Origin of the sequence: Streptomyces sp. NBC_00539 (genome assembly GCF_036346105.1) — a bacterium.
GTDB lineage: Bacteria > Actinomycetota > Actinomycetes > Streptomycetales > Streptomycetaceae > Streptomyces.
In genome coordinates this window covers 5,615,239-5,638,218 of the sequence record NZ_CP107811.1, presented here as the reverse complement: position 1 = coordinate 5,638,218, position 22,980 = coordinate 5,615,239, and the positions used below count along the sequence as shown (strand labels likewise).

23 protein-coding genes are annotated in these 22,980 nt (G+C 72.3%); 6 read left to right on the top strand and 17 right to left on the bottom strand.

Going from position 1 to position 22,980, the window contains the following annotated elements; all coding sequences use genetic code 11:
• Window positions 1-98: 98 nt before the first annotated feature.
• The 5 genes from cbiE to OG861_RS25300 all read right to left on the bottom strand — a co-directional run bounded on the left by cbiE (window position 99) and on the right by OG861_RS25300 (window position 5,022).
• Window positions 99-1,331: a precorrin-6y C5,15-methyltransferase (decarboxylating) subunit CbiE gene (gene cbiE / locus OG861_RS25320; RefSeq protein ID WP_329193764.1), complete on the bottom strand. Its 1,233-nt coding sequence runs from the start codon at window positions 1,329-1,331 to the stop codon at window positions 99-101.
• 79 nt (window positions 1,332-1,410) lie between these two features.
• Window positions 1,411-2,112, bottom strand: a complete 702-nt coding sequence (locus tag OG861_RS25315; RefSeq protein ID WP_329193765.1) for a GNAT family N-acetyltransferase — start codon at window positions 2,110-2,112, stop codon at window positions 1,411-1,413.
• Window positions 2,113-2,291: 179 nt separating this feature from the next.
• A complete protein-coding gene (locus OG861_RS25310) occupies window positions 2,292-3,155 on the bottom strand; it encodes a MetQ/NlpA family ABC transporter substrate-binding protein (protein ID WP_329193767.1) in 864 nt (287 codons plus the stop codon).
• 116 nt (window positions 3,156-3,271) lie between these two features.
• The gene (locus OG861_RS25305; RefSeq protein WP_329193769.1) at window positions 3,272-3,940 is read right to left on the bottom strand and encodes a methionine ABC transporter permease; all 669 of its coding nucleotides are present in this window, start codon (window positions 3,938-3,940) and stop codon (window positions 3,272-3,274) included.
• Window positions 3,937-5,022 carry a methionine ABC transporter ATP-binding protein gene (locus tag OG861_RS25300; RefSeq protein ID WP_329193770.1) on the bottom strand — a complete coding sequence of 362 codons (1,086 nt, stop codon included), beginning with the start codon at window positions 5,020-5,022 and terminating at the stop codon, window positions 3,937-3,939. The genes OG861_RS25305 and OG861_RS25300 overlap by 4 nt, the downstream gene beginning before the upstream one ends.
• Window positions 5,023-5,487: 465 nt before the next feature.
• Between OG861_RS25300 and OG861_RS25295 the strand changes: the two genes are divergently transcribed.
• Window positions 5,488-5,856, top strand: a complete 369-nt coding sequence (locus OG861_RS25295) for a hypothetical protein (protein ID WP_329193772.1) — start codon at window positions 5,488-5,490, stop codon at window positions 5,854-5,856.
• A gap of 1 nt (window position 5,857) precedes the next feature.
• Window positions 5,858-6,292, top strand: coding sequence for a hypothetical protein (locus OG861_RS25290; protein WP_329202046.1), 435 nt, complete (start codon window positions 5,858-5,860; stop codon window positions 6,290-6,292).
• 24 nt (window positions 6,293-6,316) lie between these two features.
• On the opposite strand, the gene OG861_RS25285 is transcribed toward OG861_RS25290, so the two are convergent.
• The 3 genes from OG861_RS25285 to OG861_RS25275 all read right to left on the bottom strand — a co-directional run bounded on the left by OG861_RS25285 (window position 6,317) and on the right by OG861_RS25275 (window position 8,710).
• Window positions 6,317-6,823 (bottom strand): GNAT family N-acetyltransferase, encoded by a 507-nt coding sequence (locus tag OG861_RS25285; protein WP_329193773.1) that lies wholly within the window; start codon window positions 6,821-6,823, stop codon window positions 6,317-6,319.
• Between the two features lie 37 nt (window positions 6,824-6,860).
• Complete coding sequence (locus OG861_RS25280; protein ID WP_443056751.1) at window positions 6,861-7,409, bottom strand: sigma-70 family RNA polymerase sigma factor; 549 nt, start codon at window positions 7,407-7,409, stop codon at window positions 6,861-6,863.
• Window positions 7,410-7,555: 146 nt separating this feature from the next.
• Window positions 7,556-8,710 carry a glycerophosphodiester phosphodiesterase gene (locus tag OG861_RS25275; RefSeq protein WP_329193775.1) on the bottom strand — a complete coding sequence of 385 codons (1,155 nt, stop codon included), beginning with the start codon at window positions 8,708-8,710 and terminating at the stop codon, window positions 7,556-7,558.
• A gap of 295 nt (window positions 8,711-9,005) precedes the next feature.
• Here OG861_RS25275 and OG861_RS25270 point away from each other — a divergent pair, with 295 nt between their 5' ends.
• On the top strand, window positions 9,006-9,653 hold the full coding sequence (locus OG861_RS25270; protein ID WP_329193777.1) for a lysophospholipid acyltransferase family protein: 648 nt from the start codon (window positions 9,006-9,008) through the stop codon (window positions 9,651-9,653).
• Here the strand turns inward: OG861_RS25270 and OG861_RS25265 are convergent, their stop codons facing one another.
• From OG861_RS25265 to OG861_RS25255, 3 genes are all read right to left on the bottom strand, one after another.
• Window positions 9,654-11,129 (bottom strand): membrane-associated oxidoreductase, encoded by a 1,476-nt coding sequence (locus tag OG861_RS25265; protein ID WP_329193779.1) that lies wholly within the window; start codon window positions 11,127-11,129, stop codon window positions 9,654-9,656.
• A gap of 68 nt (window positions 11,130-11,197) precedes the next feature.
• Complete coding sequence (locus OG861_RS25260; protein WP_329193781.1) at window positions 11,198-12,742, bottom strand: MFS transporter; 1,545 nt, start codon at window positions 12,740-12,742, stop codon at window positions 11,198-11,200.
• A complete protein-coding gene (locus OG861_RS25255) occupies window positions 12,739-13,290 on the bottom strand; it encodes a TetR/AcrR family transcriptional regulator (protein ID WP_329193783.1) in 552 nt (183 codons plus the stop codon). The genes OG861_RS25260 and OG861_RS25255 overlap by 4 nt, the downstream gene beginning before the upstream one ends.
• A gap of 91 nt (window positions 13,291-13,381) precedes the next feature.
• Between OG861_RS25255 and OG861_RS25250 the strand changes: the two genes are divergently transcribed.
• Window positions 13,382-13,885: a hypothetical protein gene (locus tag OG861_RS25250; protein WP_329193785.1), complete on the top strand. Its 504-nt coding sequence runs from the start codon at window positions 13,382-13,384 to the stop codon at window positions 13,883-13,885.
• Between the two features lie 54 nt (window positions 13,886-13,939).
• On the opposite strand, the gene argH is transcribed toward OG861_RS25250, so the two are convergent.
• Entirely contained in the window at window positions 13,940-15,367 is a 1,428-nt protein-coding gene (argH, locus tag OG861_RS25245) for an argininosuccinate lyase (RefSeq protein ID WP_329193787.1), read from the bottom strand.
• A 121-nt stretch (window positions 15,368-15,488) separates the two neighbouring features.
• Window positions 15,489-16,682 (bottom strand): argininosuccinate synthase, encoded by a 1,194-nt coding sequence (locus tag OG861_RS25240; RefSeq protein ID WP_329193788.1) that lies wholly within the window; start codon window positions 16,680-16,682, stop codon window positions 15,489-15,491.
• Between the two features lie 181 nt (window positions 16,683-16,863).
• On the opposite strand from OG861_RS25240, the gene OG861_RS25235 reads away from it, so the two are divergent.
• Window positions 16,864-18,273 (top strand): HEAT repeat domain-containing protein, encoded by a 1,410-nt coding sequence (locus OG861_RS25235; RefSeq protein WP_329193790.1) that lies wholly within the window; start codon window positions 16,864-16,866, stop codon window positions 18,271-18,273.
• A gap of 6 nt (window positions 18,274-18,279) precedes the next feature.
• A complete protein-coding gene (locus tag OG861_RS25230; protein ID WP_329202049.1) occupies window positions 18,280-18,966 on the top strand; it encodes a L,D-transpeptidase family protein in 687 nt (228 codons plus the stop codon).
• Between the two features lie 64 nt (window positions 18,967-19,030).
• On the opposite strand, the gene OG861_RS25225 is transcribed toward OG861_RS25230, so the two are convergent.
• Genes OG861_RS25225 through argJ form a run of 4 tightly spaced genes read right to left on the bottom strand, consistent with a single transcriptional unit; the run spans window position 19,031 to window position 22,950 of the window.
• Window positions 19,031-19,570 (bottom strand): arginine repressor, encoded by a 540-nt coding sequence (locus tag OG861_RS25225; RefSeq protein ID WP_329193792.1) that lies wholly within the window; start codon window positions 19,568-19,570, stop codon window positions 19,031-19,033.
• A gap of 7 nt (window positions 19,571-19,577) precedes the next feature.
• The gene (locus OG861_RS25220; RefSeq protein ID WP_329193794.1) at window positions 19,578-20,846 is read right to left on the bottom strand and encodes an acetylornithine transaminase; all 1,269 of its coding nucleotides are present in this window, start codon (window positions 20,844-20,846) and stop codon (window positions 19,578-19,580) included.
• Window positions 20,843-21,781, bottom strand: coding sequence for an acetylglutamate kinase (gene argB / locus OG861_RS25215; protein ID WP_329193796.1), 939 nt, complete (start codon window positions 21,779-21,781; stop codon window positions 20,843-20,845). Before argB ends, OG861_RS25220 begins: the two co-directional genes overlap by 4 nt.
• Window positions 21,778-22,950 carry a bifunctional glutamate N-acetyltransferase/amino-acid acetyltransferase ArgJ gene (gene argJ, locus OG861_RS25210; RefSeq protein ID WP_329193798.1) on the bottom strand — a complete coding sequence of 391 codons (1,173 nt, stop codon included), beginning with the start codon at window positions 22,948-22,950 and terminating at the stop codon, window positions 21,778-21,780. Before argJ ends, argB begins: the two co-directional genes overlap by 4 nt.
• Window positions 22,951-22,980 lie beyond the last annotated feature (30 nt).

Here is a 22,980-nt window from a genome sequence, read left to right as displayed (position 1 = left end):
TTGTCGCGCTCGTCAGCCGCCGTGTGGGCCATAAACCAGCACGGTCCGCTGTGGACTGCGCCACGTCCCACGTCCTGCCAGGGCAGTACGACGATCGGTCAGCCTACCCCGGTGGCGGAGCCGGGGCCTGCCGGGGCAGTTCGGGGTCGTTCGGCTGCCAGGAGAAACACGACGGAACGGTCCTGTTCGTCCCAGGTGCGGGTGTCGAGCCCGACGGACTGGAGCAGCGCGCATTCGACGGCGTACCCGTGTTCGGTGAGGGCGCGGCCGATGGCCTCCGCCTCGTCGCGGGTGGAGGCGTGGCTGACGATCCGTTCGGGCCGGCGGTCGGCGACGGCGGAGACCACCTCCGCTCCCCCGGCGCCGACGCGTACGACGTCGGGTTCGGGCAGGTCTTCGAGTACGAGGGGTGCCCGTCCGGCGACGACCTGGACCAGCACTCCGCGCGTGCGGGCGAGGGCAGTTACGCGTTCGCACGCGCCGGGGTCGGCGTCGACGGCGATGACGGCGGCGCCGAACGCGGCGGCGTCCACGGCGAGTGCGCCGGAGCCGGCGCCGATGTCCCAGACGAGGTCGCCGGGGCGGGGGCCGAGGCGGGCGAGCTGCGCGGCGCGCAGCGGGGCGGACTCGCCTTCGCCGGTGCCGGGCTGCGGCCGGGCCCAGCCGCGTCCGGCGGTGCGGGCCGCGTTCTGGCCGAGCAGCCAGGCGGGTTCGGCCGCGGCGGAGGCCTGGCCGCCGATGACGATGACGACGTTGGGGTCGCGCCAGCTGTGGTCGGCCGCCTTGTCGGAGGTGAGGACGGTGACCCGTTCCCTGGTGGTGCCCAGTTCCTCGCAGATGACGAAGGTGCGGTGGACCGGGCCGAGGAGCAGGGCGAGTTCGGCCGGCCCGGCGCCGGGCGAGGTGAGGACGGCGACCTTGGGGTGGGCGCGGCAGACGTTGACGGCGCGGCGCAGGGTCCGGGGGTGGGCGACGACCACCTGGGCGTCGTCCCAGGGCATCCCGGCGCGGGCGAAGGCGGCTGCGACCGAGGAGACGGCGGGGACCACCTCGACTTCGAGGCCGTACTCGGGGGCGCGCAGGGTGCGCACGACTCCGAAGAAGCCGGGGTCGCCGTCGGCGAAGACGACGGCGGTGCCGCGGTGGCCGGCGATCCGGCGGGCGGCGAGGCCGACGCTGCCGAGGCGGATGCGTTCGGCGGCGGGCGGTACCTCGGGCAGGGCGAGGTGGTGGGCGGCGCCGGCCACCAGGGTGGCGGCGGAGAGCGCGGACCGGGCGGCCGCGGTCAGCGCGGAGCCGTCCCAGCCGATCACCGTGACCCGGTCGGCCATCGTCGTCAGTCTCCTGGGGTGGGGGCAGGCGGAGCTTCGCCGGGCGGGGCGGGCACGGTGAGACTACCTGGTCATCGGTTCACAGCGCCTCCGGCGCCCAGGACCGCCGCCGGTCGGCGCCGGCCGTGTGGCCGCTCACTTCGGCCCGCTCCCGGAACTCGTACCGCTCGCCGTATCCGGGGTCGTCGTAGTCGCCGGCTTCGTCGAGGTCCTCGGGGACCAGGCCCCACACGATGAGGTCGCTGCGGGTTTCGGCCCAGGAGCCGTCCGCGGTCTGGGTGCGCACTATGCACGCGCTGCGCAGGACGCCCTCGCTGATGCAGCCGATCTTCTGGGCCACTTGCTGGGAGGCGGCGTTGTCGGCGGCGGTGCGCAGTTCGAGGCGCTCGAAGTGGCGGTCGCTGAACAGCCACTGGGCGACCGCGAGGACGGACTCGCTGGCGTAGCCCTCGCCGCGGGCCCAGGGGGCGGTGAGGTAGCCGACCTCGGTGCTGCGGGTGCGCCAGTCGGTGTTGCGCAGGTGCACGGCGCCGACGAGGCGGTGGGTGAGGAACTCGGTGACGGCGAGGACGATGCCGCGCCCCTCGGTGCGTTCGGCGTGCGAACGCCGGGTGGCCCAGTCGTGGGCGTCGGCCCGGGTGTAGGGGTGGGGGGCGGAGGTCCACGCGATGACCTGCTCGTCGTTCATCATCTCGGCGAGCGCGGTGACGTCCTCTTCCTCGAAGGGGCGCAGCACCAGCCGGTCCGTGCTGATGGTGACGTCCGGGAAGGTGGTAGTCATGCGCAGCTCCATGCCTGAGACCGTGGTGCGACCGTGGTGCGGGGGGACCGTTCGTGCGGGTCGTAGGCCACAGCATGCAGCATCGGCAGGGTGATGTGCAGGGCCGGGCTGCCCGGATGCGGGCAGGCGCCGGCCCCGCCCGCCCGGTGGGGGCGGGCGGGGCCGCGAGCCCCGGCGGGTCAGGCCGCGGGAGCGCCGAAGGCCGGGGTGACCGAGCCCTGGTACTTGTCCTCGATGAACTTCTTGACCTCGTCGGAGTTCAGGAGCTTGGCGAGCTTCTGGATGCGCGGGTCGCTCTGGTTGCCGTCCTTGACCGCGAGGAAGTTGGCGTAGGGGTTGCCGTCGGCCTTCTCCAGGATCAGGGCGTCCTTGGCGGGCGCGAGCTTGGCTTCCAGGGCGTAGTTGCCGTTGATGACGGCGGCGTCGACGTCGTTCAGGGCGCGCGGGACCGTGGCGGCCTCCAGCTCCTTGAACTCCAGGCCCTTCTTGTCGGTGATGTCGGACAGCTTGGCGCCGGTGCCGACACCCTCCTTGAGGGCGATCAGGTTGTTGGCGGCGAGCAGCTGGAGCGCGCGGCCCTCGTTGGTGGTGTCGTTGGGGACGGCGATCGTCTGGCCGGCCTTGATGTCACCGATGGCCTTGACCTTCTTGGAGTAGAGGCCGAGGGGTTCCAGGTGCACGTTGACGACGGGCACGATGTGGGTGCCGTTCTTCTTGTTGAAGTCGTCGAGGTACGGCTTGTGCTGGAAGTAGTTGCCGTCGACCTGGCCCTGCTCGGTGGCGGTGTTGGGCAGGACGTAGTCGGTGAACTCCTTCACCTCCAGCTTGAGCCCGTCCTTGGCCGCCAGCTTGTCCTTGACGAAGTTCAGGATGTCGGCGTGGGGGCTCGGGGAGGCCGCGATGACGAGCGGCTTGCTCGCGTCGACCTTGCCGCCGTCGGCCTTGGTGGAGGACGGGTCCGAGGAGCTGCCGCAGGCGGTGAGGCCGAGGGCGAGCGCGGCGGAGGCGGCGGCGAAGGCGGTGAGCTTGATGTTCTTACGCACGAAGAGTGCCTTTCCTTGCTTGCAAGTGCGCGGATCGTGCGCAGGACTTGCGGGGTGGTGGCCCAAGCACGACAAGTGCGGGCTCTGTGGGGGTGGGTCTGGGGGGCCGTGACGGCTCAGGTGGTGCGGCCGCGGCGGGCGAGGAGACGTACGACGCCGTCGCCGATCAGCTGGATCACGGTGACGAGTGCGATCAGCACGACGACGGTGGCGACCATGAACCCGGTCTCGAAGCGCTGGAAGCCGTAGGTGATGGCCTTGGAGCCGAGTCCTTCGCCGCCGACCGCGCCCGCCATCGCCGAGTAGCCGACGAGGGTGATGACGGTGGTGGTGACGCCGGCGATCAGGGAGGGCAGGGCCTGCGGCAGCAGGACCTTGCCGACCAGGGTCGGGACACCGCCGCCCATGGACTCGACGGCTTCGACGAGGCCGTGGTCCACCTCGCGGACGGCCGTCTCGACGAGCCGGGCGAAGAAGGGGACGGCGCCGATGGCGAGCGGCACGATCATGGCGGTGGGGCCGATGAACGTGCCGACGACGGCGGTGGTGACGGGGATCAGCGCGATCAGCAGGATGATGAACGGCAGCGACCGGCCTATGTTCACGATCACGCCGAGCGCCTTGTTGAGCGGCTGGTTCTGGAGCAGGCCGCCGCGGTCGGTGAGGACGAGGAGGATGCCGATGGGCAGTCCGCCGGCGACGGTGACCAGCGTCGACCACAGCACCATGTAGAGGGTGTCGTAGGTGCCCTGGGTGAGCAGGGGCTGCATTTCCGACCAGGTCACTTGGCACCGTCCTTGACGAGCTCGGCGAGCTCGGCGTCTGCGATCACGTCTTCGTCCACGTCCCGCGCCGCGTCCGCGTCCTCTTCGACCACGTCGACCTGGAGGCCCTGCTCGCGCAGGAAGCCGACGGGGACGACGTTCTCCTCGTAGCGGCCGGGCAGCTCGATGCGCATCCGGCCGATCTGCTTGCCGGCGACGGTGTCCATCGCCGCGCCCAGGATCGAGATGTCGATGTTGTACGTCCGGGCGAGCTGGGAGATGACCGGCCGGGTCGCGGCCTCGCCGTGGAAGGTGACGTCGATGACCGTGCGGTCGGGGCCGGTGGCGGCGCCGCTGACGGGGAAGAGTTCGCCGGCGAGTTCGGAGCCGGGGGTGGCCAGCAGTTCCGGGACGGTGCCGGACTCGATGATCCGGCCGCCCTTCATCAGCGCGGCGGAGTCGCAGACGGCCTTGACCACGTCCATCTCGTGCGTGATCAGCAGCACGGTCAGGCCGAGCTGGCGGTTCAGGTCGCGCAGCAGCTGGAGGATGGAGCGGGTGGTCTCGGGGTCGAGGGCGCTGGTGGCCTCGTCGGACAGGAGCACCTTGGGGTCGCCGGCCAGGGCGCGGGCGATCCCGACGCGCTGCTTCTGGCCGCCGGAGAGCTGGCCGGGGTAGGCCTTCGCCTTGTCGGCGAGGCCGACCAGGTCGAGGAGTTCGGCGGCCTTGCGGGAGCGTTCGCGGCCGGAGACGCCGAGGATCTCCAGGGGCAGCTCGATGTTGCCCTGGACGGTGCGCGAGGACAGCAGGTTGAAGTGCTGGAAGACCATGCCGATGCGGCTGCGGGCCTGGCGGAGCTCCTTGCCGGCGCGGCGGCCGCGACCGGCGAGCGCGGTGAGGTCGACGCCGTCGACGGTCACCGTGCCGCTGGTGGGGCGCTCCAGCAGGTTCACGCAGCGGATGAGGGAGGACTTGCCGGCGCCGCTCTGGCCGATGACCCCGTACACCTCTCCCTCCTTTACGTGGAGGTCGACGCCGTCCAGGGCGGTGACCTCGCGGCCACGGGACTGGTAGACCTTCGTGAGGCCCGATGTGGTGATCACAGGATTTCCGTCGCTGTCGAGTGCGCGGCGCAGCGGGGTGTGCCGGCACGGGGCAAACATCTGGCACGCGATACGGGTCACACCGTCACAAAAGGGTGAGGCGGGCGCATGCGCGGGGCGGGAGCGTTTCCGGGTGTCACACGAGGGTGTCCACGGGGCTCGGCCGGTCTCGCTTCGGGGCGCGAGACTGCGGGGAAGGGGCCCTCAGAAGGCGCACATTCGACACATACAACGAGCACCGGGCGTCATCGTCGCCTCGGTCGCAAGGGTGCGGCTGCTCGTCGTGGTCATGGGCCCCAGTAAACCAGACCGATCGGCTCAGCGTTCCATTCTGTCCGCATAGCGGACGCCATCGGGTCGCATGCCGGACGGACAGCGGGAGGGCGGGGCGGGCACCGAGCGTTCAGCGGGGTCCCCCACAGGGGCGCGCGCAGCGGATCATCCGCCCCGTAATACCCTCGCAGCATGCTCGACGCCCTGACGGTCGCCCTCGGCGCGGCCGCCCTCGCCCTCGCCGCCTGGTGCGGTTTCGCCGCCCTGCGGAACCAGCCGACCAAGGACTGGCACTTCATCGGCATGGCCGTGGTGACCGTCCTGGTCCTGGCCCAGCTGGTGGTCGGCCTGGTCGAGCTGGGCTCGGGCGAGAAGCCGGAGCAGGGCACGGTGCTGTTCGTCGCCTACCTGCTCGGCGCCTTCGCGGCGGTCCCGGCGGCCGGGCTGCTCTCGCTCACCGAACGCACGAAGTGGGGCTCGGTGACGGTGGCGGCCGGTGCGGTCGTCCTCGCCGTCCTCGAAGTACGCCTCTACGACATCTGGGGAACCGCCGGTGCCTGACCTGCCCGACACCGATACCGCCGCGGCCGACACCGCCGGGGCGCCCGCGCGACGCGAGCGGCTGGTCTCCGGGCCGGGGCTGCTGCTGGTGTGGCTGTACGGGGTGATCACGGTGGGCGCGGTGTCGCGCTCGGCGTACCAGATCTCCACCGAGTTCGACCGGGCTCCGCTGCCCTACTCGCTGTCGGCGGTGGCCGCGCTCGTGTACGTCTTCATCACGTACTCGCTGGTGCGGGGCGGGGAGACGGCCCGCAAGGCGGCGCGGGTGTGCTGCGCCGCCGAGCTGACCGGCGTGCTCGTCGTCGGGACCTGGACCGTGGTGCGGCCCGAGGCGTTCCCCGACGCGACCGTGTGGTCGCAGTTCGGCATGGGCTACCTGTTCATCCCGGTGATCCTGCCGGTCACCGGGATGCTCTGGCTGCGCGCGAAGCGCTGACGCGCGAGAGGGCCTGACAGGGGCTCAGGCGCTGACCGCGAAGTCGGCCGCGTCCTTCGCTTCCTTCTCCAGGACGACGAGGTGGACCCCGTCGGAGGCGGTCCGGTCGCCGACCCGTACGTAGCCCGCCTTGCGGTAGAGCCGCAGGTTGGACTCGCTCTTGTGGCCGGTGTGCAGCCGGAACCGGCTGGTGCCGCTGTTGCCCGCGAGGGCTTCCTCCACCGCGCGCAGCAGCCGGGCGCCGAGCCCGTGGCCCTGGAGCCGGGGGTGGACGCACAGCTTGGCGATCTTGCCGGTGCCGTCCTCGTCCACGTTGCCCCGCACCGTGCCGACGACCTCGTCGCCGAGCCGGGCCACGAGCACGGTGTCGGTCGCGAGCTCCGACTTGAGGGAGTCGAGGGTCTGGGTGAGCGGCTGGATGCGGTAGTTGCCGTACAGCTCGGCCTCGCGCTGGAACGCCAGGTACTGGAGCTTGAAGATCTGCTCGACGTCCTCGGCGGCCGCCGCCGAAATGGTCACGCTCATACCCATGTGCGCATGCCTCCAGCTCACCTGGTAGCCCGTTGGTCTACCGCTCCATTCCCCGCAGGCGTGGAGCCGCAACCTCTGCAGCCAGCATTCTGCGCAGACATCCCAGGCAACGGGAACGCACCGGCCCCAAACTTCCTTGTGAGATACCCAACTCTCCTGCGATTTCACGGTACGTGAGGTCCCTCGGCGACAAAAGTGCTCCTATGAGTTCCGGGCACCGTCCGGGCAACCGGGCGACCGCCGACCGGAGGACCCGCCGCTGCTCCCCGTGCAGCACCGCGTCCTCCGGGTCGGCGCCGGCGCAGCCGGGCCGCGCCCCGTACGGCACCTCGCGCAGCGCCCGCCGCCTGGCCCGGCGGGCCTCCGCGCGCACCGCCCGGCGCAGCCAGCGGGCCCGTTCGGCGGAGGCGTCCGCCGCGGCGCCGGCCGGACCCGGGGCGGCGGGGCCGCGTTCGAGCAGCCTGACCCAGACGGCCTGTTCCAGGTCGGCGGCGTCGACCCCGGCGGCCGGGGCCTCCGCGGCGGCTTCGGCGGAGAGCAGCGGGCCCAGCTCGTCGAAGAGGTCGGTGTCCTTCATCGCGTCCATGCCGGGCGGGACGCGACGGCCGTGCCCGGCGGTTTCCCCGCCGGGCACAGCACACTCGTACGAGGAACAGCGGCCGCTCGTTGACGCCGCGTCGGCTCCGCGGGCGGGACACGGCCCACGGGCGGGCCCATGGGCGGGGCGTGGGGCTACGGGCGCGAGCCCCGCCCGGGCCGGAAGGCCTCGGCGGCCAGCAGCCCGGTGTCCGGGTTGTCGGTGAAGATGCCGTCGATGCCGAGCTCGAAGTAGCGGCGGAAGGCTCCGAAGGCGTCCCCGTAGGCGGTCGGGTCGGTGCCCTTGCGGTACTCGGCCGGCAGGAAGCTGTTCTCGTTGCGCGCGGTGTAGGGGTGCAGGACCAGCCGCTGCGCGTGGGCGTCGCGCACCAGGGCCGTCGGGGTGCCCAGCTTGCCGTCCGCGTCGCGCGGCACGATCAGGTCGAGGGTGGGGCCGATGCCCTGGGCGAAGCCGGCGATCCACTTGAGGCCCTCGGGCGTGACGAGGTCGGCGACGGTGCGCGGGTCCTTGGCCAGCTCGAAGTCCCAGGGGCGGGTGTTGGCGGCCCCGAGCAGCACCACGCGGGGCGCGGAGACCAGCCGGGAGAGCCGCTGGATGCTGGACGGCTCGAAGGACTGGAGGAACAGCGGCGCGTTCTTCCCGTCGCGGCCGTAGCGGCGCAGCAGCTTGGCGAGGGGTTCCTCCAGACCGAGGCCCAGTGCCCGGAAGTAGCTCGGGTGCTTGGTCTCGACGTGCAGCCAGACCCGCTTGCCGCGCCTGCGGCCCTCCTGGTCGGCCCAGCGCAGCACCTCCTCGAAGGTGGGCACGTCCCACCGGCCGTCGTAAAGCGTGTTGCGCTGGCGGACGGCGGGGATACGTTCCTTCGCGCGCAGGGTCTTGAGTTCGGCGAGGGTGAAGTCCTCGGTGAACCAGCCGGTGACCAAGACCCCGTCGACGGACTTGGTGGTCCGCCGGGAGGCGAAGCCGGGATGGTCGGCGACGTCCGTGGTGCCGCCGATCTCGTTCTCGTGACGGCAGACCAGATGACCGTCCTTGGTGGGCACGAGGTCCTGCTCGATGACGTCGGCCCCGAGGTCGAGGGCCAGTTGGTAGGAGCCCAGGGTGTGCTCGGGCCGGTAGCCGCTGGACCCGCGGTGACCGACGATCAGGGGGACGGGGAGGTCCCGGTAGCCGCCCTCGTGGCCGCCGGCCGCGGCGGCCGGGCCTGCCGCCAGTCCGGTGATCCCGGTGCCCGCCGCCAGGACCGCGGCCCCCAGGACCGTACGCCGTGCTGCCCCGCCCTGCGTCATGAGTGCACTCCCTGTGTCTGAGGGCCGCCTGCCCGAGGATCCCCAGGTCACGAGGCCTGCCCGGCCCGCCGATGGTAGGCGGCGAACGGTGGCGCGGAGGGGGTTGCGGGGGGAACATGGCGCAAACACGCGTCAACACTGCGTATCCGACACGTGAACCCGATGTGCGATCAGGGTTGACCCGCGAGTATCGTCCTCACCTGCACTACCACCGTGTCGTGCGAAGCCGCTTTTCGATGCCGGAGGGCTCACGTTGTTCCGTACCGCGCTCATCAAAGCCACCGTAGGACCGGTCATGCGGCTGATCATCCGCACCCGGGTGGAGGGCATCGAGAGCATCCCGGGCACCGGTCCCGTGATCCTCGCGGGCAATCACCTCACCTTCATCGACTCGATGATCCTGCCGCTCGTCTGCGACCGCACGGTCCACTTCATCGGCAAGGACGAGTACGTGACCGGCAAGGGCCTCAAGGGCCGCCTGATGGCGTGGTTCTTCACCGGCTCCGGCATGATCCCCGTCGACCGCGACGGCGCGAACGGCGGAGTCGCGGCCCTGATGACCGGCCGCCGCATCCTCGAAGAGGGAAAGATCTTCGGCATCTACCCCGAGGGCACCCGCTCCCCCGACGGCCGGCTCTACCGCGGCCGCACCGGCATCGCCCGCCTCACCCTGATGACCGGTGCGCCCGTCGTGCCGTTCGCGGTGATCGGCACGGACAAGCTCCAGCCGGGCGGCAAGGGCATGCCCCGCCCGGGCCGGGTGACCATCCGTTTCGGCGAGCCGATGGAGTTCTCCCGCTACGAGGGCATGGACCGGGACCGCTACGTGCTGCGCGCCGTCACCGACTCGGTGATGGCGGAGGTCATGCGGCTGTCGGGTCAGGAGTACGTGGACATGTACGCCACGAAGGCCAAGGAAGCCGGCGTCGCCGAAGCCGCGTAGCTACTGGCGTCGCAGTGACCGGCTGACGCCCGCCGCGGTCGTAGTGGCGAGGACCCAGCCGGTCACGACCAGCAGGTACGACAGCCACTGGTACCAGCCGCCCGGCGCGAAGGCCTCCTCCTGGCCGAAGCCGATGATCGGCAGCATCAGGTCGATCGTGTAGAACACCGGATTGAAGTCCGGAGCCTCCCCTTGCTTGAGCTCCCTCGGATGGTGGAGGGCGAAGGCGAGCGAGCCCGTCACCAGCAGGGCCAGCAGCCAGAGCGTGGCGCGCAGCGGCCGGAAGCCGTAGCCGACGGTGGCGTCCTGGAGCAGCCCCCAGAGCCTGGCGTACCGGGGCAGGGTACGGCGGTGCCGGCGGAGTTTGGCGAGCTGCACGGTCCGCGCCGCCGCCTCGTCCCCGGCGGTGCGGTAGGCCGCGGCGAGCTGCTCGTAGGCGTACGGGAGGTATCCCGACTCCTCCCGCTCCAGTGCGGGCAGGCGTTCCCCGGCGGGCAGGTGCGGGGCGAGGGTGCGGTAGGTGAGGCCGTCGACGGCGATCCGCTGCGGCCAGGTCTGCGGCTCGATGTGGAGCATGTCGACGGTGGACCGGCGAAGGTTCACATCACCCCGGACCGGCGGGCAGCGGCGCAGCCACAGCTCGCCTATGGCGCAGCTGGAGGCGCGCAGGGCCGTCCCTGCGGGGTTCGCGAGGTCCGCCCGGGTGAGGTTGGCCTGGCCCGGGATGCGGGAGCCGGTGAGGTTGACCGTGCCGCGGGCGTGCAGCCGGTGCGCGCGCAGGTCGGTGCCGACGGTGAGGGTTTCGGCGTGCAGGGCTATCCCCCCGGGGTTCAGCAGGCGCGCCCCGTCGAGCTGGACCTGTCCGCCCACCGTGGCGCCGTTCAGGCGCAGCTGGCCGTGGACGGTGAGATCGTTGGCGATGATGTCGGTACCGATCTCGGCGTGGTTGAGCTGGAGCGCGGCCTCGCCCGCCTCCTCACCGGGGGCCGGTTCGATGACGGCCCCCTGGACGAAGAGGCCTCCGGCGACCCGGGCGCCCTGGAGGCGGACGGGCCCGGTGATGCGACAGCAGGAGAGCCGCAGGACCACCTCGACGCGCACGGTGGCGGCGGTCAGGCCGGGCAGCGTCGAGTAGCCGAGGACGAGCGCCTTCAACTGGGCCCCGTACAGGAGCGGTTTGCGCTCGAACCAGCAGTCCCGCAACCGGATCGGGTGGTCGACGACGGCGTACCTGAGGTCGAGTGCGCCGGTGATCCGGGCGCCCTTGACCTTGAGCCCGGGGACCTGGCCCTCTTCGGCCGGCCCGGCGCCGAGCAGGAGGGCCCGGAGCACCTCCGCACGGAGGGTGCGGCCCGGTCCCCAGCCGGCCCCGTCGACGGAGCTGTCCTCGGGCTCCTCGCGGAAGTCGACGCCCTCGCCGCGCGGGAAGGCGTCCCAGACGCGGCGTTCGGCGGCCGTCAGATCGTTGATCTCCATCGCCGGGATGGTGTCCCGGCGATCGACGGGGTGTCAACTCCGTCCGGGAAACCATCCCTTGGGGTGGCTCAGTGCTCGGTGCCGTCCTGGAGCTCCTGGCCGCGCAGCAGGAACCAGGCGGCCGCGGCGGTGGCGAGCAGGACGGCCGCGCCGACGCCCGAGGCGAACCGGAGCCCGTCCACGAAGGCCTCCTGGGCCGCGCCGACCATCGTCTGCGCGGTCTGCGGGTCCAGCATCCGGCCCGCTTCGACGGCGCCGCCCAGCGATTCGTGCGCGGAGTCCGCGACGGCGGTGGGTACCGAGGCCGGGGCGGTGAAGCCCTGGTAGACGCCGGTCACGATGGAGCCGAGCAGGGCGATGCCGAGGGCGGCGCCCAGCTCGTAGGCCGTCTCGGAGACGGCGGAGGCCGAACCGGCCTGCTCCTTGGGCACGCTGGAGAGGATCACGTCGGCGGTGACCGTGAAGGAGAAACCGGCGCCGAGACCGACGACGAGCAGGGCCGCGCCGAGCAGCGGGTAGGCGCTCTCCTTGTGGATCAGGGTGAGCGCGCCCAGGGCCAGCCCTATGGCGGCGAGACCGCCGCTGACCATCACGCGCACCGAGTAGCGGCGGGCGTAGCGGCCGGCCACCAGTCCGGTGGCGACGGCGCCCATGGCCGCGGGCAGTTCGGCCAGACCCGCTTCCAGCGGATCGCGGCCCTGCACGAGCTGGAGGAACTGGGACAGGAAGAAGACGAGTCCGGACAGCCCGAAGACGGTGAGCAGGTCGGCGAGGACCGCGCCGGAGAAGCCGCGGTGCTTGAACAGCCGCATGTCGAGCAGCGGGGCGCTCAGCGTGAACTGGCGCCTCACGAAGGCGTACAGGGCGCCGGCGCCGAGGACGGCGGCCGCCCCGGCCTCCCCGTTGACGCCGTGGGTGGCGGCTTCCTTGACGGCGTAGACCACGCCGATGACGCCGACGAGGGAGAGGGCGACGCTGAGCAGGTCCCAGGGACCGGCGACGGGGTTCTTCGACTCGGGCAGCAGCTTGATGCCGACGACGACGAGCACGGCCATCACGGGCAGGTTGATGAGGAAGACCGAGCCCCAGTAGAAGTGCTGGAGCAGGGCTCCGCCGACGACGGGCCCGACGGCGGCGCCAGCCGAGGCGGTGGCGCCCCAGATCCCGATGGCGAGGCTGCGCTCGCGCGGGTCGTGGAAGATGTTGCGGATCAGCGCGAGGGTGGACGGCATGAGGGTCGCGCCCGCCACGCCGAGCAGCGCCCGGGCGGCGATCATCATCTCGGGGCTGGTCGCGTAGGCGTTCAGCACGGAGACGGCGCCGAAGGCGGTGGCACCCAGGAGGAGCAGCTTCTTGCGGCCGATCCGGTCGCCGAGCGAGCCCATGGAGACGAGGCAACCGGCGATGACGAAGGAATAGATGTCGCCGATCCACAGCAGCTGGGTGCCGGACGGCTCGAGGTCCTCACTGAGGGAGGGGGTGGCGAGACCGAGTACGGTGGCGTCGACCGCGACCAGCAGGACGGCCAGGACGAGTACGCAGAGCGCGAGCCAACGGCCGCTGCTGCTCTCCTCCGCCCCCTTCTGCCGCTTGAGCTGTTCGGTACGGGTCATTTCTCCACACTCCGTCGTGCGCCACCGAGCAGCAGCTCGATGATCATGTACTGGAAGTCCTTGGCCGCGACCCGGCCGTCCATGACGGCCCACGCGCAGGTGCCGATGAGGCCGTAGAGGGCCTCGGTGAGCCAGGCGGGGCTCAGGTCGATCCGGATGGCCCCCTCTTCCTGGCCGCGCCGGAACAGGGCGCTGACGCGGGCGTCGAGGCGGGCCCACCCCTCGTGGACCTGATCGCCCTCGAAGAGCTGGTTCTCCGTGACGAGGAAGGCCAGGAGCTGCGCGTTGGGCTCGCTCTCGGCGACGAGTCGGGCGAGCGCCTCGACCGCCGTGCCCTCGTCGAGGCGGGCGTTGTCGAACGCCACCTCGAACTCACGGATTCCCATCTCCTCCAGGGCCCGCACGAGAGCGTCCCGCCCCGCGAAGTGGCGGTGCAGCGTCGCCCGCCCGATTCCGGCGGCGCGCGCGACCTCGTCCATCGTCGCGGTCGACTTGCGGGAAAGCAGGGCCGCCGCAGCGCGGAGCACCTGGTCACGATCCATGGCCATGAGACAAGCATAACCCGAATGAGACATCACTGTCTCACCGAACCGGTAAATGAGCTGCCCGACGGGTCACCGGAACGGATGATCGGTGCCCATGAAGCCACTGCTGCTGATCGACGTCGACGGACCGCTGAACCCCTATGCGGCCCAGCCCCAGCGCCGGCCGGAGGGCTACACGACGCACCGCGTGCGCCCGACGGGCTGGACCGCGGCCGAGAGCCGCAAGCCCTTGCGGGTGTGGCTGCACCCCGGCCACGGCGTGGAGCTGCTCGCGCTGGCCCACTCCTACGAACCGGTCTGGGCGACCACCTGGAAGGACGAGGCCAACGACTGGATAGGGCTGGGTCTGCCCCGGCTGCCGTACATCGACTGGCCGCAGATGCACGGGCGGGCGCCGCTCGGCACCTTCTGGAAGACCCAGTACGTCCTGGAGTACGCGGGGAACCGGCCCTTCGCGTGGATCGACGACGACATCACGGACGGGGACCGGGAGTACGTCGACCGGCGCCACCCCGCTCGGGCACTGCTGCTGCGGATCGACGAGCGGACCGGCCTCGTGGGGGCGGACTTCCAGGCGCTGGCGGCGTGGGCGGCGTAGACGACGCAGGGGCGGCCGGAGCGGGTGCTCCGGCCGCCCCTCACGGGGACGCGGCTACTGCTTGTGCGCGGCCCAGGCGTGCTGGATGACCAGGTCCGCCTTGAGTTCGGTCAGCTGGGTGGCCACCGCCGACGGCGCGGTGCCGCCGCGGCCGTTGCGGGAGGCGAGGGCGCCCTTGACGTTGAGGACCGTACGGACCTCCGGCGTCAGGTGCTCCGAGATCTTCGAGAACTGCTCGTCCGTGAGCTCCTCCAGCTCGATGCCGAGCGTCTCGCACTCCTTGACGCACTCGCCGGCCACCTCGTGCGCGACCCGGAACGGCACGCCCTGCTTGACCAGCCACTCCGCGATGTCCGTCGCGAGCGAGAAGCCCGCCGGAGCCAGCTCCTCCATCCGCTCGCGGTTGACCGTGAGGGTCGCCATCATGCCCGTGAAGGCGGGCAGCAGGACCTCAAGGGTGTCGCAGGAGTCGAACACCGGCTCCTTGTCCTCCTGGAGGTCGCGGTTGTACGCGAGCGGGAGGGCCTTGAGGGTGGCGAGCAGCCCGGTCAGGTTGCCGATGAGGCGGCCGGACTTGCCGCGCGCCAGCTCCGCGATGTCCGGGTTCTTCTTCTGCGGCATGATCGACGACCCGGTGGAGAAGGCGTCGTGCAGCGTCACGAAGGAGAACTCCTTCGTGTTCCAGATGATGATCTCCTCCGCGATCCGGGACAGGTTGATCCCGATCATCGCGGTGATGAACGCGAACTCGGCGACGAAGTCGCGCGAGGCCGTGCCGTCGATGGAGTTGCCGACCGAGCCGCGCTCGAAGCCGAGGTCCGCGGCGACCGCCTCCGGGTCCAGGCCCAGCGAGGAGCCGGCGAGGGCGCCGGAGCCGTACGGGGAGACCGCGGTGCGGGTGTCCCACTGGCGCAGCCGCTCCGCGTCCCGGGACAGGGACTGGACGTGGGCCAGCACGTGGTGGGCGAAGAGCACCGGCTGCGCGTGCTGGAGGTGCGTGCGGCCCGGCATGGCCACGTCGGCGTGCGCCTCGGCGAGGCCGACGAGCGCGTCCTGGAGGCCGGCGAGCAGCCCGCCGATGATCCGGGCGTGGTCGCGCAGGTACATGCGGAAGAGGGTGGCCACCTGGTCGTTGCGGGACCGGCCGGCCCGCAGCTTGCCGCCGAGGTCGGCGCCGAGCCGCTCCAGCAGGCCCCGCTCCAGGGCGGTGTGCACGTCCTCGTCGGCGATGGTGCCGGTGAAGGAGCCGTCGGCCACGTCGGCTTCGAGCCGGTCCAGGCCCGCGATCATGCGGTCGAGCTCGTCGGCCGTGAGCAGGCCCGCTTTGGCGAGCACCCGCGCGTGGGCGCGGGAGCCGGCGATGTCGTACGGCGCGAGGCGCCAGTCGAAGTGGACGGACGCGGACAGCTTGGCCAGGGCCTCGGCCGGACCGTCGGCGAACCGGCCGCCCCAGAGCCGGACGTCACCGTTGTTGCTGCTCACAGCTACTGCTCCTCAAGAGGGTGGGTGTGCGACCGGCTCCCCGTCGCGGAGGGAACGGGGAGCCGGCCTTCGTACTGCATGGAACGACTCGGCTCGGGCGAGGTCGCGGCGCGCGCCCGGCTCAGGCGAGGTCGCGGCGCGCGGCGATCTTCGAGGACAGGCCGAAGATCTCGATGAAGCCCTGGGCCTTGGACTGGTCGAAGGTGTCGCCCGAGTCGTAGGTCGCCAGGTTGAAGTCGTACAGCGACTCGTCGGACTTGCGGCCGGTGACGACGGCGCGACCGCCGTGCAGGGTCATCCGGACGTCACCGGTGACGTGCCGGCTGGCCTCGTCGACGAAGCCGTCCAGCGCGCGCTTGAGCGGGGAGAACCACAGCCCGTCGTAGACCAACTCGCCCCAGCGCTGCTCGACCTGCCGCTTGTAGCGGGCCAGTTCGCGTTCGACGGTGACGTTCTCCAGCTCCTGGTGGGCGGTGATCAGCGCGATCGCACCCGGGGCCTCGTACACCTCGCGGGACTTGATGCCGACGAGGCGGTCCTCGACCATGTCGATGCGGCCGACGCCCTGGGCGCCGGCGCGCTCGTTGAGCTGCTGGATGGCCTGGAGCACGGTGACGGGCTTGCCGTCGACGGCGACCGGGACGCCCTCCTTGAAGGAGATGACGACCTCGTCGGCCTCGCGCGGGGTGGCCGGGTTCGCGGTGTACTCGTAGATGTCCTCGATCGGGGCGTTCCAGATGTCCTCCAGGAAGCCCGTCTCGACGGCGCGCCCGAAGACGTTCTGGTCGATGGAGTACGGGGACTTCTTGGTGGTCGCGATCGGCAGGTCCTTCTGCTCGCAGAAGGCGATGGCCTTGTCGCGGGTCATCGCGTAGTCCCGGACCGGGGCGATGCACTTGAGGCCGGGCCCCAGTGCGGCGATGCCGGCCTCGAAGCGGACCTGGTCGTTGCCCTTGCCGGTGCAGCCATGGGCGACGGTCGTCGCGCCGTGCTTCTTCGCGGCGGCGACGAGGTGCTTGACGATCGCGGGCCGGGAGAGCGCCGAGACCAGCGGGTAGCGGTCCATGTAGAGGGCGTTGGCCTTGATCGCCGGGAGGCAGTACTCGTCGGCGAATTCGTCCTTGGCGTCCGCGACCTCGGCCTCGACGGCGCCGCAGGCGAGCGCGCGCTTGCGGATGACGTCCAGGTCTTCGCCGCCCTGGCCGACGTCCACCGCGACGGCGATGACCTCGGCGCCCGTCTCCTCGGCGATCCAGCCGATGGCGACGGAGGTGTCAAGGCCGCCCGAGTAGGCGAGTACGACGCGCTCGGTCACGGGTTTCTCCTCACGGTGGTTACGGGCGGGACGATGCGATCGATGACAGGCATAACTATGCACTGCTCCGTATGTTTCGTCAATCGACCGCTGTTGCGCGCGGCTGACCAGCGCGAATATCAGGGGCGCCGGTCCCGGCCCGCGCATACGATCGGCGGTCCACACCGGATGGGGAGGGCACATGGGAGTGGGGACGCAGCAGCAGGCGGCAGCGGGCCGGGCCGCGGCGGCGGCCGTGCTGCGCGGCGGACGCCTCGGGATCGGGGGCGTCCGCCGCCCTTGCCTGCCGCGCAGCTGGACCGCCTTCGACACGGAGATCCGGCGCGGCCGCTTCGCATGGTGCCCGGAACCCGGCGCCGCCTCCAGGATCGAGGTCCGCCTCTGCCACCCCGACGGCCGGATCCGCCTCTCCGCGCTCGACGACCCGCGTCCCCCGCTCCCGCTCGTCGCGATCCGGTGCGCCGACTGGGTCCCGGCGGTACGCGAGCGGGCCCGGCAGGTGCTCGCGCAGGCGCTGGCCGCCGATCCCGCGCGCACGCTGGTCGACCTCACCCCGCTGGTCCTGCTGCTCGCCCGGCGTGAACGGGGCCGCTGGGCGCGCGACCTCTTCGAAGGAGCCCTCGGCGCCGGGGACCCGGTCCTCGCCCCGTGGTGGCGCCCCGAGCGTCCCGGGCGGTGGTGGCGCCCGGCGCGGGCCGCGCGCACGATGACCGGCGAGCAGCCCGACACGGTCCTCGGCTGGCTGCGGCGCAGCGGCGACCTGCCGACCCGCCGGTTCGCCGCCCGCATCACGCTCGCCGCCGGACTGTTCGACGGACGGGAGCTGGCCCGGCGGGCGGCCGGGGAGCGGGATCCCGCGACGGCCCGGCTCTGGGCGGATGCCGCCCTGGCCGCCCTGGCGGCCGACGGCCCGGACGACGAGGCGGTCGACGCCCTGCTCGGCGGTCACCTCCCGACGGTGCGGGCGGGCGGGGTCACCGCCCTGCGCCGGGCCGGGCGCTGCGCCGAGGCGGCCGGCCACCTGGCCGACCGCTCCGCGCTGGTCCGGGCCTGCGCCCGCTGGCTGCTCAAGCAGGCCGGGGCCGACCCGTACGCCCACTGCCGCGCCCTGGTCGCGGACCCGGAGCGGGTGAGCCGGTACGCCGTCGCCGGTTTCGCCGAGTGCGCCCGGCGGGCGGACGCGCCGCTGCTGCGCGGACTGCTGGACCACCCCGTCGACGCGGTACGGGCCGCCGCCGTCGCCGGGCTGCGCACGCTGGACACCGTCGACGCGGACCTGCTGCGGCCCCTGCTCGACGACCCGTCGGCCGCCGTCGCGCGGGAGGCGTCCCTCAGCCTGGCCCTGATCGCCGAGCGGCTGCCCGCCGACTGGCTGCTGGAGCGGATCGCGCCCGGCCGCCCCGTGCACACCCGCCGGGCCGCCTACCGGGTGCTGCGCTCCCGCGGCGGCGCCCTCGCGCTGCGCGCCTCCGTGCAGCTGCTGGCGGACGCCGACCCGCGGTTGCGCCGGGCCGCCGCCCAGCGGGTGCACGGTCCGCGCTCCCCCGGCCTGCCTCCACCGCCCGCGCCCCTTGCGCCCCGTACCGTCTGACACGTGCTGCGTACCGCGCTCCTCGCCGCCCCACTGGTCGTCACCACCCTGCTCCCCCAGGCCGGTCCGCCGCTGCCGGACCGGCTCGCCGACACCGGCGGGGGCAGCCAGCTCATCGTGGCCGTCGCGCCCACGGCGGGCTCCAGCTCCGGGTGGCTGACCTGGTGGGACCGGCGCGCGGGGCGGTGGTACGAGGAGGGGCGGGCTCCCGCCCGGTTCGGGGCGAACGGGCTGGCCGAGGGGGCGAGCCGGGTCCAGGGCACGAACACCACCCCGGCCGGGCTGTACGACCTCCCGTACGCCTTCGGCCTCGCGCACGCCCCGGCGGCCACGGAGTACCCGTACCGCAGGGTGTCGGACCGCTCCTGGTGGTGCCAGGACAACGCCTCGGGGAGCTACAACCGCTGGGTGGAGTCCCTGCCCGCCGACTGCGCTCCGGGCGAGGCGGAGCACCTGGCCGCCTACGGGCAGCAGTACGCGCACGCCATGGTCATCGGCTTCAACTACGACCGGCCGGTGCGCGGCCGGGGCGCGGGCATCTTCCTGCACGTCAACGGCAAGGGCGCGACGGCCGGTTGCGTGTCCGTCCCGAAGCGCGCCATGCGGGCGGTCCTGCGCTGGGCGAACCCGCGCAGGCACCCGCACATCGTGGTCGGTACGGAGTCCGGGGCCCTGGCCGTGACCCGCTACTAGCCCGTCCGGACCCTGGGCCGTCGGTCGGGCGGGATCCGCAGCAGAGGGCCCGGCCCCGGCCCTGTCAGCTTTCCTTCTGCGCCAGCCTCAGCAGGTGGTCCGCCAGGGCCTGGCCGCCCGAGGGGTCCCGGCTGATCAGCATCAACGTGTCGTCCCCGGCGATCGTGCCGAGGATCGACCGGAGTTCGGCCTGGTCGATCGCCGAGGCGAGGAACTGGGCCGCGCCGGGCGGGGTGCGCAGGACCACGAGGTTCGCGGAGGCCTCCGCCGAGATCAGCAGTTCCCCGGAGAGGCGCCGCATGCGCTCCTCCTTCGCCGACTCGCCGAGCGGGGCCTGCGGGGTGCGGAAGCCGCCCTCGCTGGGAACCGCGTAGATCAGCTCGCCGCCGGTGTTGCGGATCTTCACCGCGCCCAGCTCGTCGAGGTCGCGGGAGAGCGTCGCCTGGGTGACGCTCAGCCCGTCGTCGGCGAGCAGTTTGGCCAGCTGGCTCTGCGAGCGGACCGGCTGCCGGTTGAGGATGTCCACGATCCGGCGGTGGCGGGCGGTGCGGGTCTGCGGGACGGACTGGCTGCCGTTCTGCTCGTGTTCCTGCGCCTGACTCATCGTCGTCTCATTCCCCGGTTCGTCCGTCCCCATCGGCCTCGTCGGCCCCATCGGCCGCGTTCGCCGCGGCCTGGGCCGCGTCGAGGACGCCGGGCAGCGCCCGGACGAACGCGTCCGCCTCGGCCTCGGTCAGTACGAACGGCGGCATGAGCCGTACGACATCGGGGGCGGGCGCGTTGACCAGGAAGCCGGCGTCCTGGGCCGCCTTCTGCACCTGCGGTGCGAGCGGCCCGGTCAGCACGATACCCAGCAAAAGGCCCGCGCCACGGACATGGGAGACCAACGGGTGGCCCTTCCCGCCGCACAGGCCCTCGATTGCGGAGCGCAGCCGTTCCCCCCGCGCCTTGACCTGGTCCAGCAGCCCGTCCGTGGCGATGGTGTCGATCACGGCGAGGCCGGCGGCGCAGGCGACCGGGTTGCCGCCGAAGGTGGTGCCGTGCTGGCCGGGCCGGAGCAGGTCGGCGGCCGGGCCGAAGGCTGCCACCGCGCCGATCGGCAGCCCGCCGCCGAGGCCCTTCGCGAGCGTGACGAGGTCGGGCTCGACGCCCTCGTGGGCCTGGTGCTCGAACCACTGTCCGCAGCGCCCGATGCCGGTCTGCACCTCGTCGAGGACGAGCAGGGTCCCGGTCGCCCGGGTGATCTCGCGGGCGGCCCTCAGGTACCCGGCCGGCGGTACCACCACTCCGTTCTCGCCCTGGATCGGTTCGATGACCACCAGCGCCGTCTCCTCGGTGACGGCGGCCCGCAGGGCCTCCACGTCGCCGTAGGGGACGTGGGTGACGTCGCCCGGCAGGGGCAGGAAGGGCGTCTGCTTCGCGGGCTGGCCGGTGAGCGCGAGCGCGCCCATGGTCCGGCCGTGGAAGCCGCCGTCGGTGGCGACCATGTGGGTGCGCCCGGTGAGCCGGCCGATCTTGAACGCGGCCTCGGCGGCCTCGGCGCCGGAGTTGCAGAAGAAAACGCGGCCGGGACGGCCGAAGAGCTGGAGCAGCCGCTCGCCGAGCGCGAGCACCGGTTCGGAGGCGTACAGGTTGGAGACGTGGCCGAGGGTGGAGACCTGCGCGGTCACCGCCGCGACGACCGCCGGGTGCGCGTGCCCGAGGGCGTTGACGGCGATGCCGCCGACGAAGTCGGTGTACTGCTTGCCGTCCGCGTCCCAGACCTGCGCGCCGTGGCCGCGTACGAGGGCCAGCGCGGGCGTGCCGTAGTTGTCGGTCAGCGCCCCCCGCCAGCGGGCCGCGTACTCCTGGTTGCCGGTCGCGCCGGACGTGCCGGTCATTCGGGTTCCCCTCCCTGTGCGTCGGGCACGACCATGGTGCCGATGCCCTCGTCCGTGAAGATCTCCAGCAGGATCGAGTGCGGGACCCGCCCGTCGATCACGCGGGCGGTGCTGACACCGCCGCGGACGGCGTGCAGGCAGCCCTCCATCTTGGGCACCATGCCGCTGGACAGCTCGGGCAGCAGCTTCTCCAGCTGGCTCACCGTCAGCCGGCTGATGACCTCGTCGCTGTTGGGCCAGTCCGCGTACAGGCCCTCGACGTCCGTGAGGACCATCAGCGTCTCGGCGCCGAGCGCCGCGGCGAGCGCGGCGGCCGCCGTGTCGGCGTTGACGTTGTACACGTGGTGGTCGTCGGCGCTGCGCGCGATGGAGGAGATGACCGGGATCCGGCCGTCCGCCAGCAGGGCCTCGATCGCGCCGGTGTCGATGGCGGTGATCTCGCCGACCCGTCCGATGTCGACGCGTTCGCCGTCGATCTGCGGGCTGTGCTTGGTGGCGGTGATGGTGTGGGCGTCCTCGCCGGTCATGCCGACGGCGAGCGGCCCGTGCTGGTTGAGCAGCCCGACCAGCTCGCGCTGGACCTGCCCCGCCAGCACCATCCGTACGACGTCCATCGCCTCCGGGGTGGTGACGCGCAGGCCCGCCTTGAACTCGCTGACCAGGCCCTGCTTGTCGAGCTGGGCGTTGATCTGGGGGCCGCCGCCGTGCACCACGACGGGCCTCAGCCCGGCCTGGCGCAGGAAGACGACGTCTTGGGCGAAGGCCGCCTTGAGGTCCTCGTCGATCATGGCGTTGCCGCCGAACTTGATGACGACGACCTTGCCGTTGTGCCGGGTGAGCCAGGGCAGCGCCTCGATGAGGATCTGCGCCTTGGGCAGCGCGGTGTGCTTGCGCGCGGTTCCGGTGCCGGGCTGCCCGGCCTTGTCGGCGCTCATGAGCTGTACGCGCTGTTCTCGTGGACGTACTCGGCGGTCAGGTCGTTGGCCCAGATCACCGCGGACTCGGAACCGGAGGCCAGGTCGGCGGTGATGCGGACCTCGCGGTCCTTCATCGAGACCAGGTCGCGGTCCTGGCCGACGCTGCCGTTCTTGCAGACCCAGATGCCGTTGATGGCGACGTTGAGCCGGTCCGGGTCGAAGGAGGCCTTGGTGGTGCCGATCGCGGAGAGCACCCGGCCCCAGTTGGGGTCCTCGCCGTGGATGGCGCACTTGAGGAGGTTGTTGCGGGCGATGGACCGGCCGACCTCGACCGCGTCGTCCTCGTTCACCGCGCCGATGACTTCGATGCGGATGTCCTTGCTCGCGCCCTCGGCGTCGCCGATCAGCTGGCGGGCGAGGTCGTCGCACACGGCCCGTACGGCCTCCGCGAACTCCCCGTACGCGGGCACCTGGCCGGACGCGCCGGAGGCGAGCAGCAGCACCGTGTCGTTGGTGGACATGCAGCCGTCGGAGTCGATCCGGTCGAAGGTGGTGCGGGTGGCGGCGCGCAGCGCCTTGTCGAGGGTGGCGCTGTCCAGGTCGGCGTCGGTGGTGAGGACGACCAGCATGGTGGCGAGGCCCGGGGCGAGCATGCCCGCGCCCTTGGCCATGCCGCCGACCGTCCAGCCTCCCCCCGTGACGACGGCCGTCTTGTGGACGGTGTCGGTGGTCTTGATGGCGATGGCGGCGGCCTCGCCGCCGTCGGCGCAGAGGGCGGCCGCCGCCGTGTCGATGCCCGGGAGCAGCTTGTCCATGGGGAGCAGGACGCCGATCAGCCCGGTGGAGGCCACGGCGATCTCGCCGGCGTTGTGTTCCGCGCCGGGACGGAGCCCGTTCAGCGTGGCCGCCACCTTTTCGGCGGTGGCGTGGGTGTCCTGGAAGCCCTTGGGGCCGGTGCAGGCGTTCGCGCCGCCCGAGTTGAGGACCACGGCACTGACGGCGCCGCCGCGCAGGACCTGCTCGGACCAGTGGACGGGCGCGGCCTTGACGCGGTTGGAGGTGAAGACGCCCGCGGCGGCCAGACGCGGCCCGTTGTTGACCACGAGGGCCAGGTCCGGGTTTCCGTTCGCCTTGATCCCGGCGGCGATTCCCGCCGCCGTGAATCCCTGTGCTGCCGTGACGCTCACTGCATCTCCTTCTTCGTGGTGGCTGCTTTC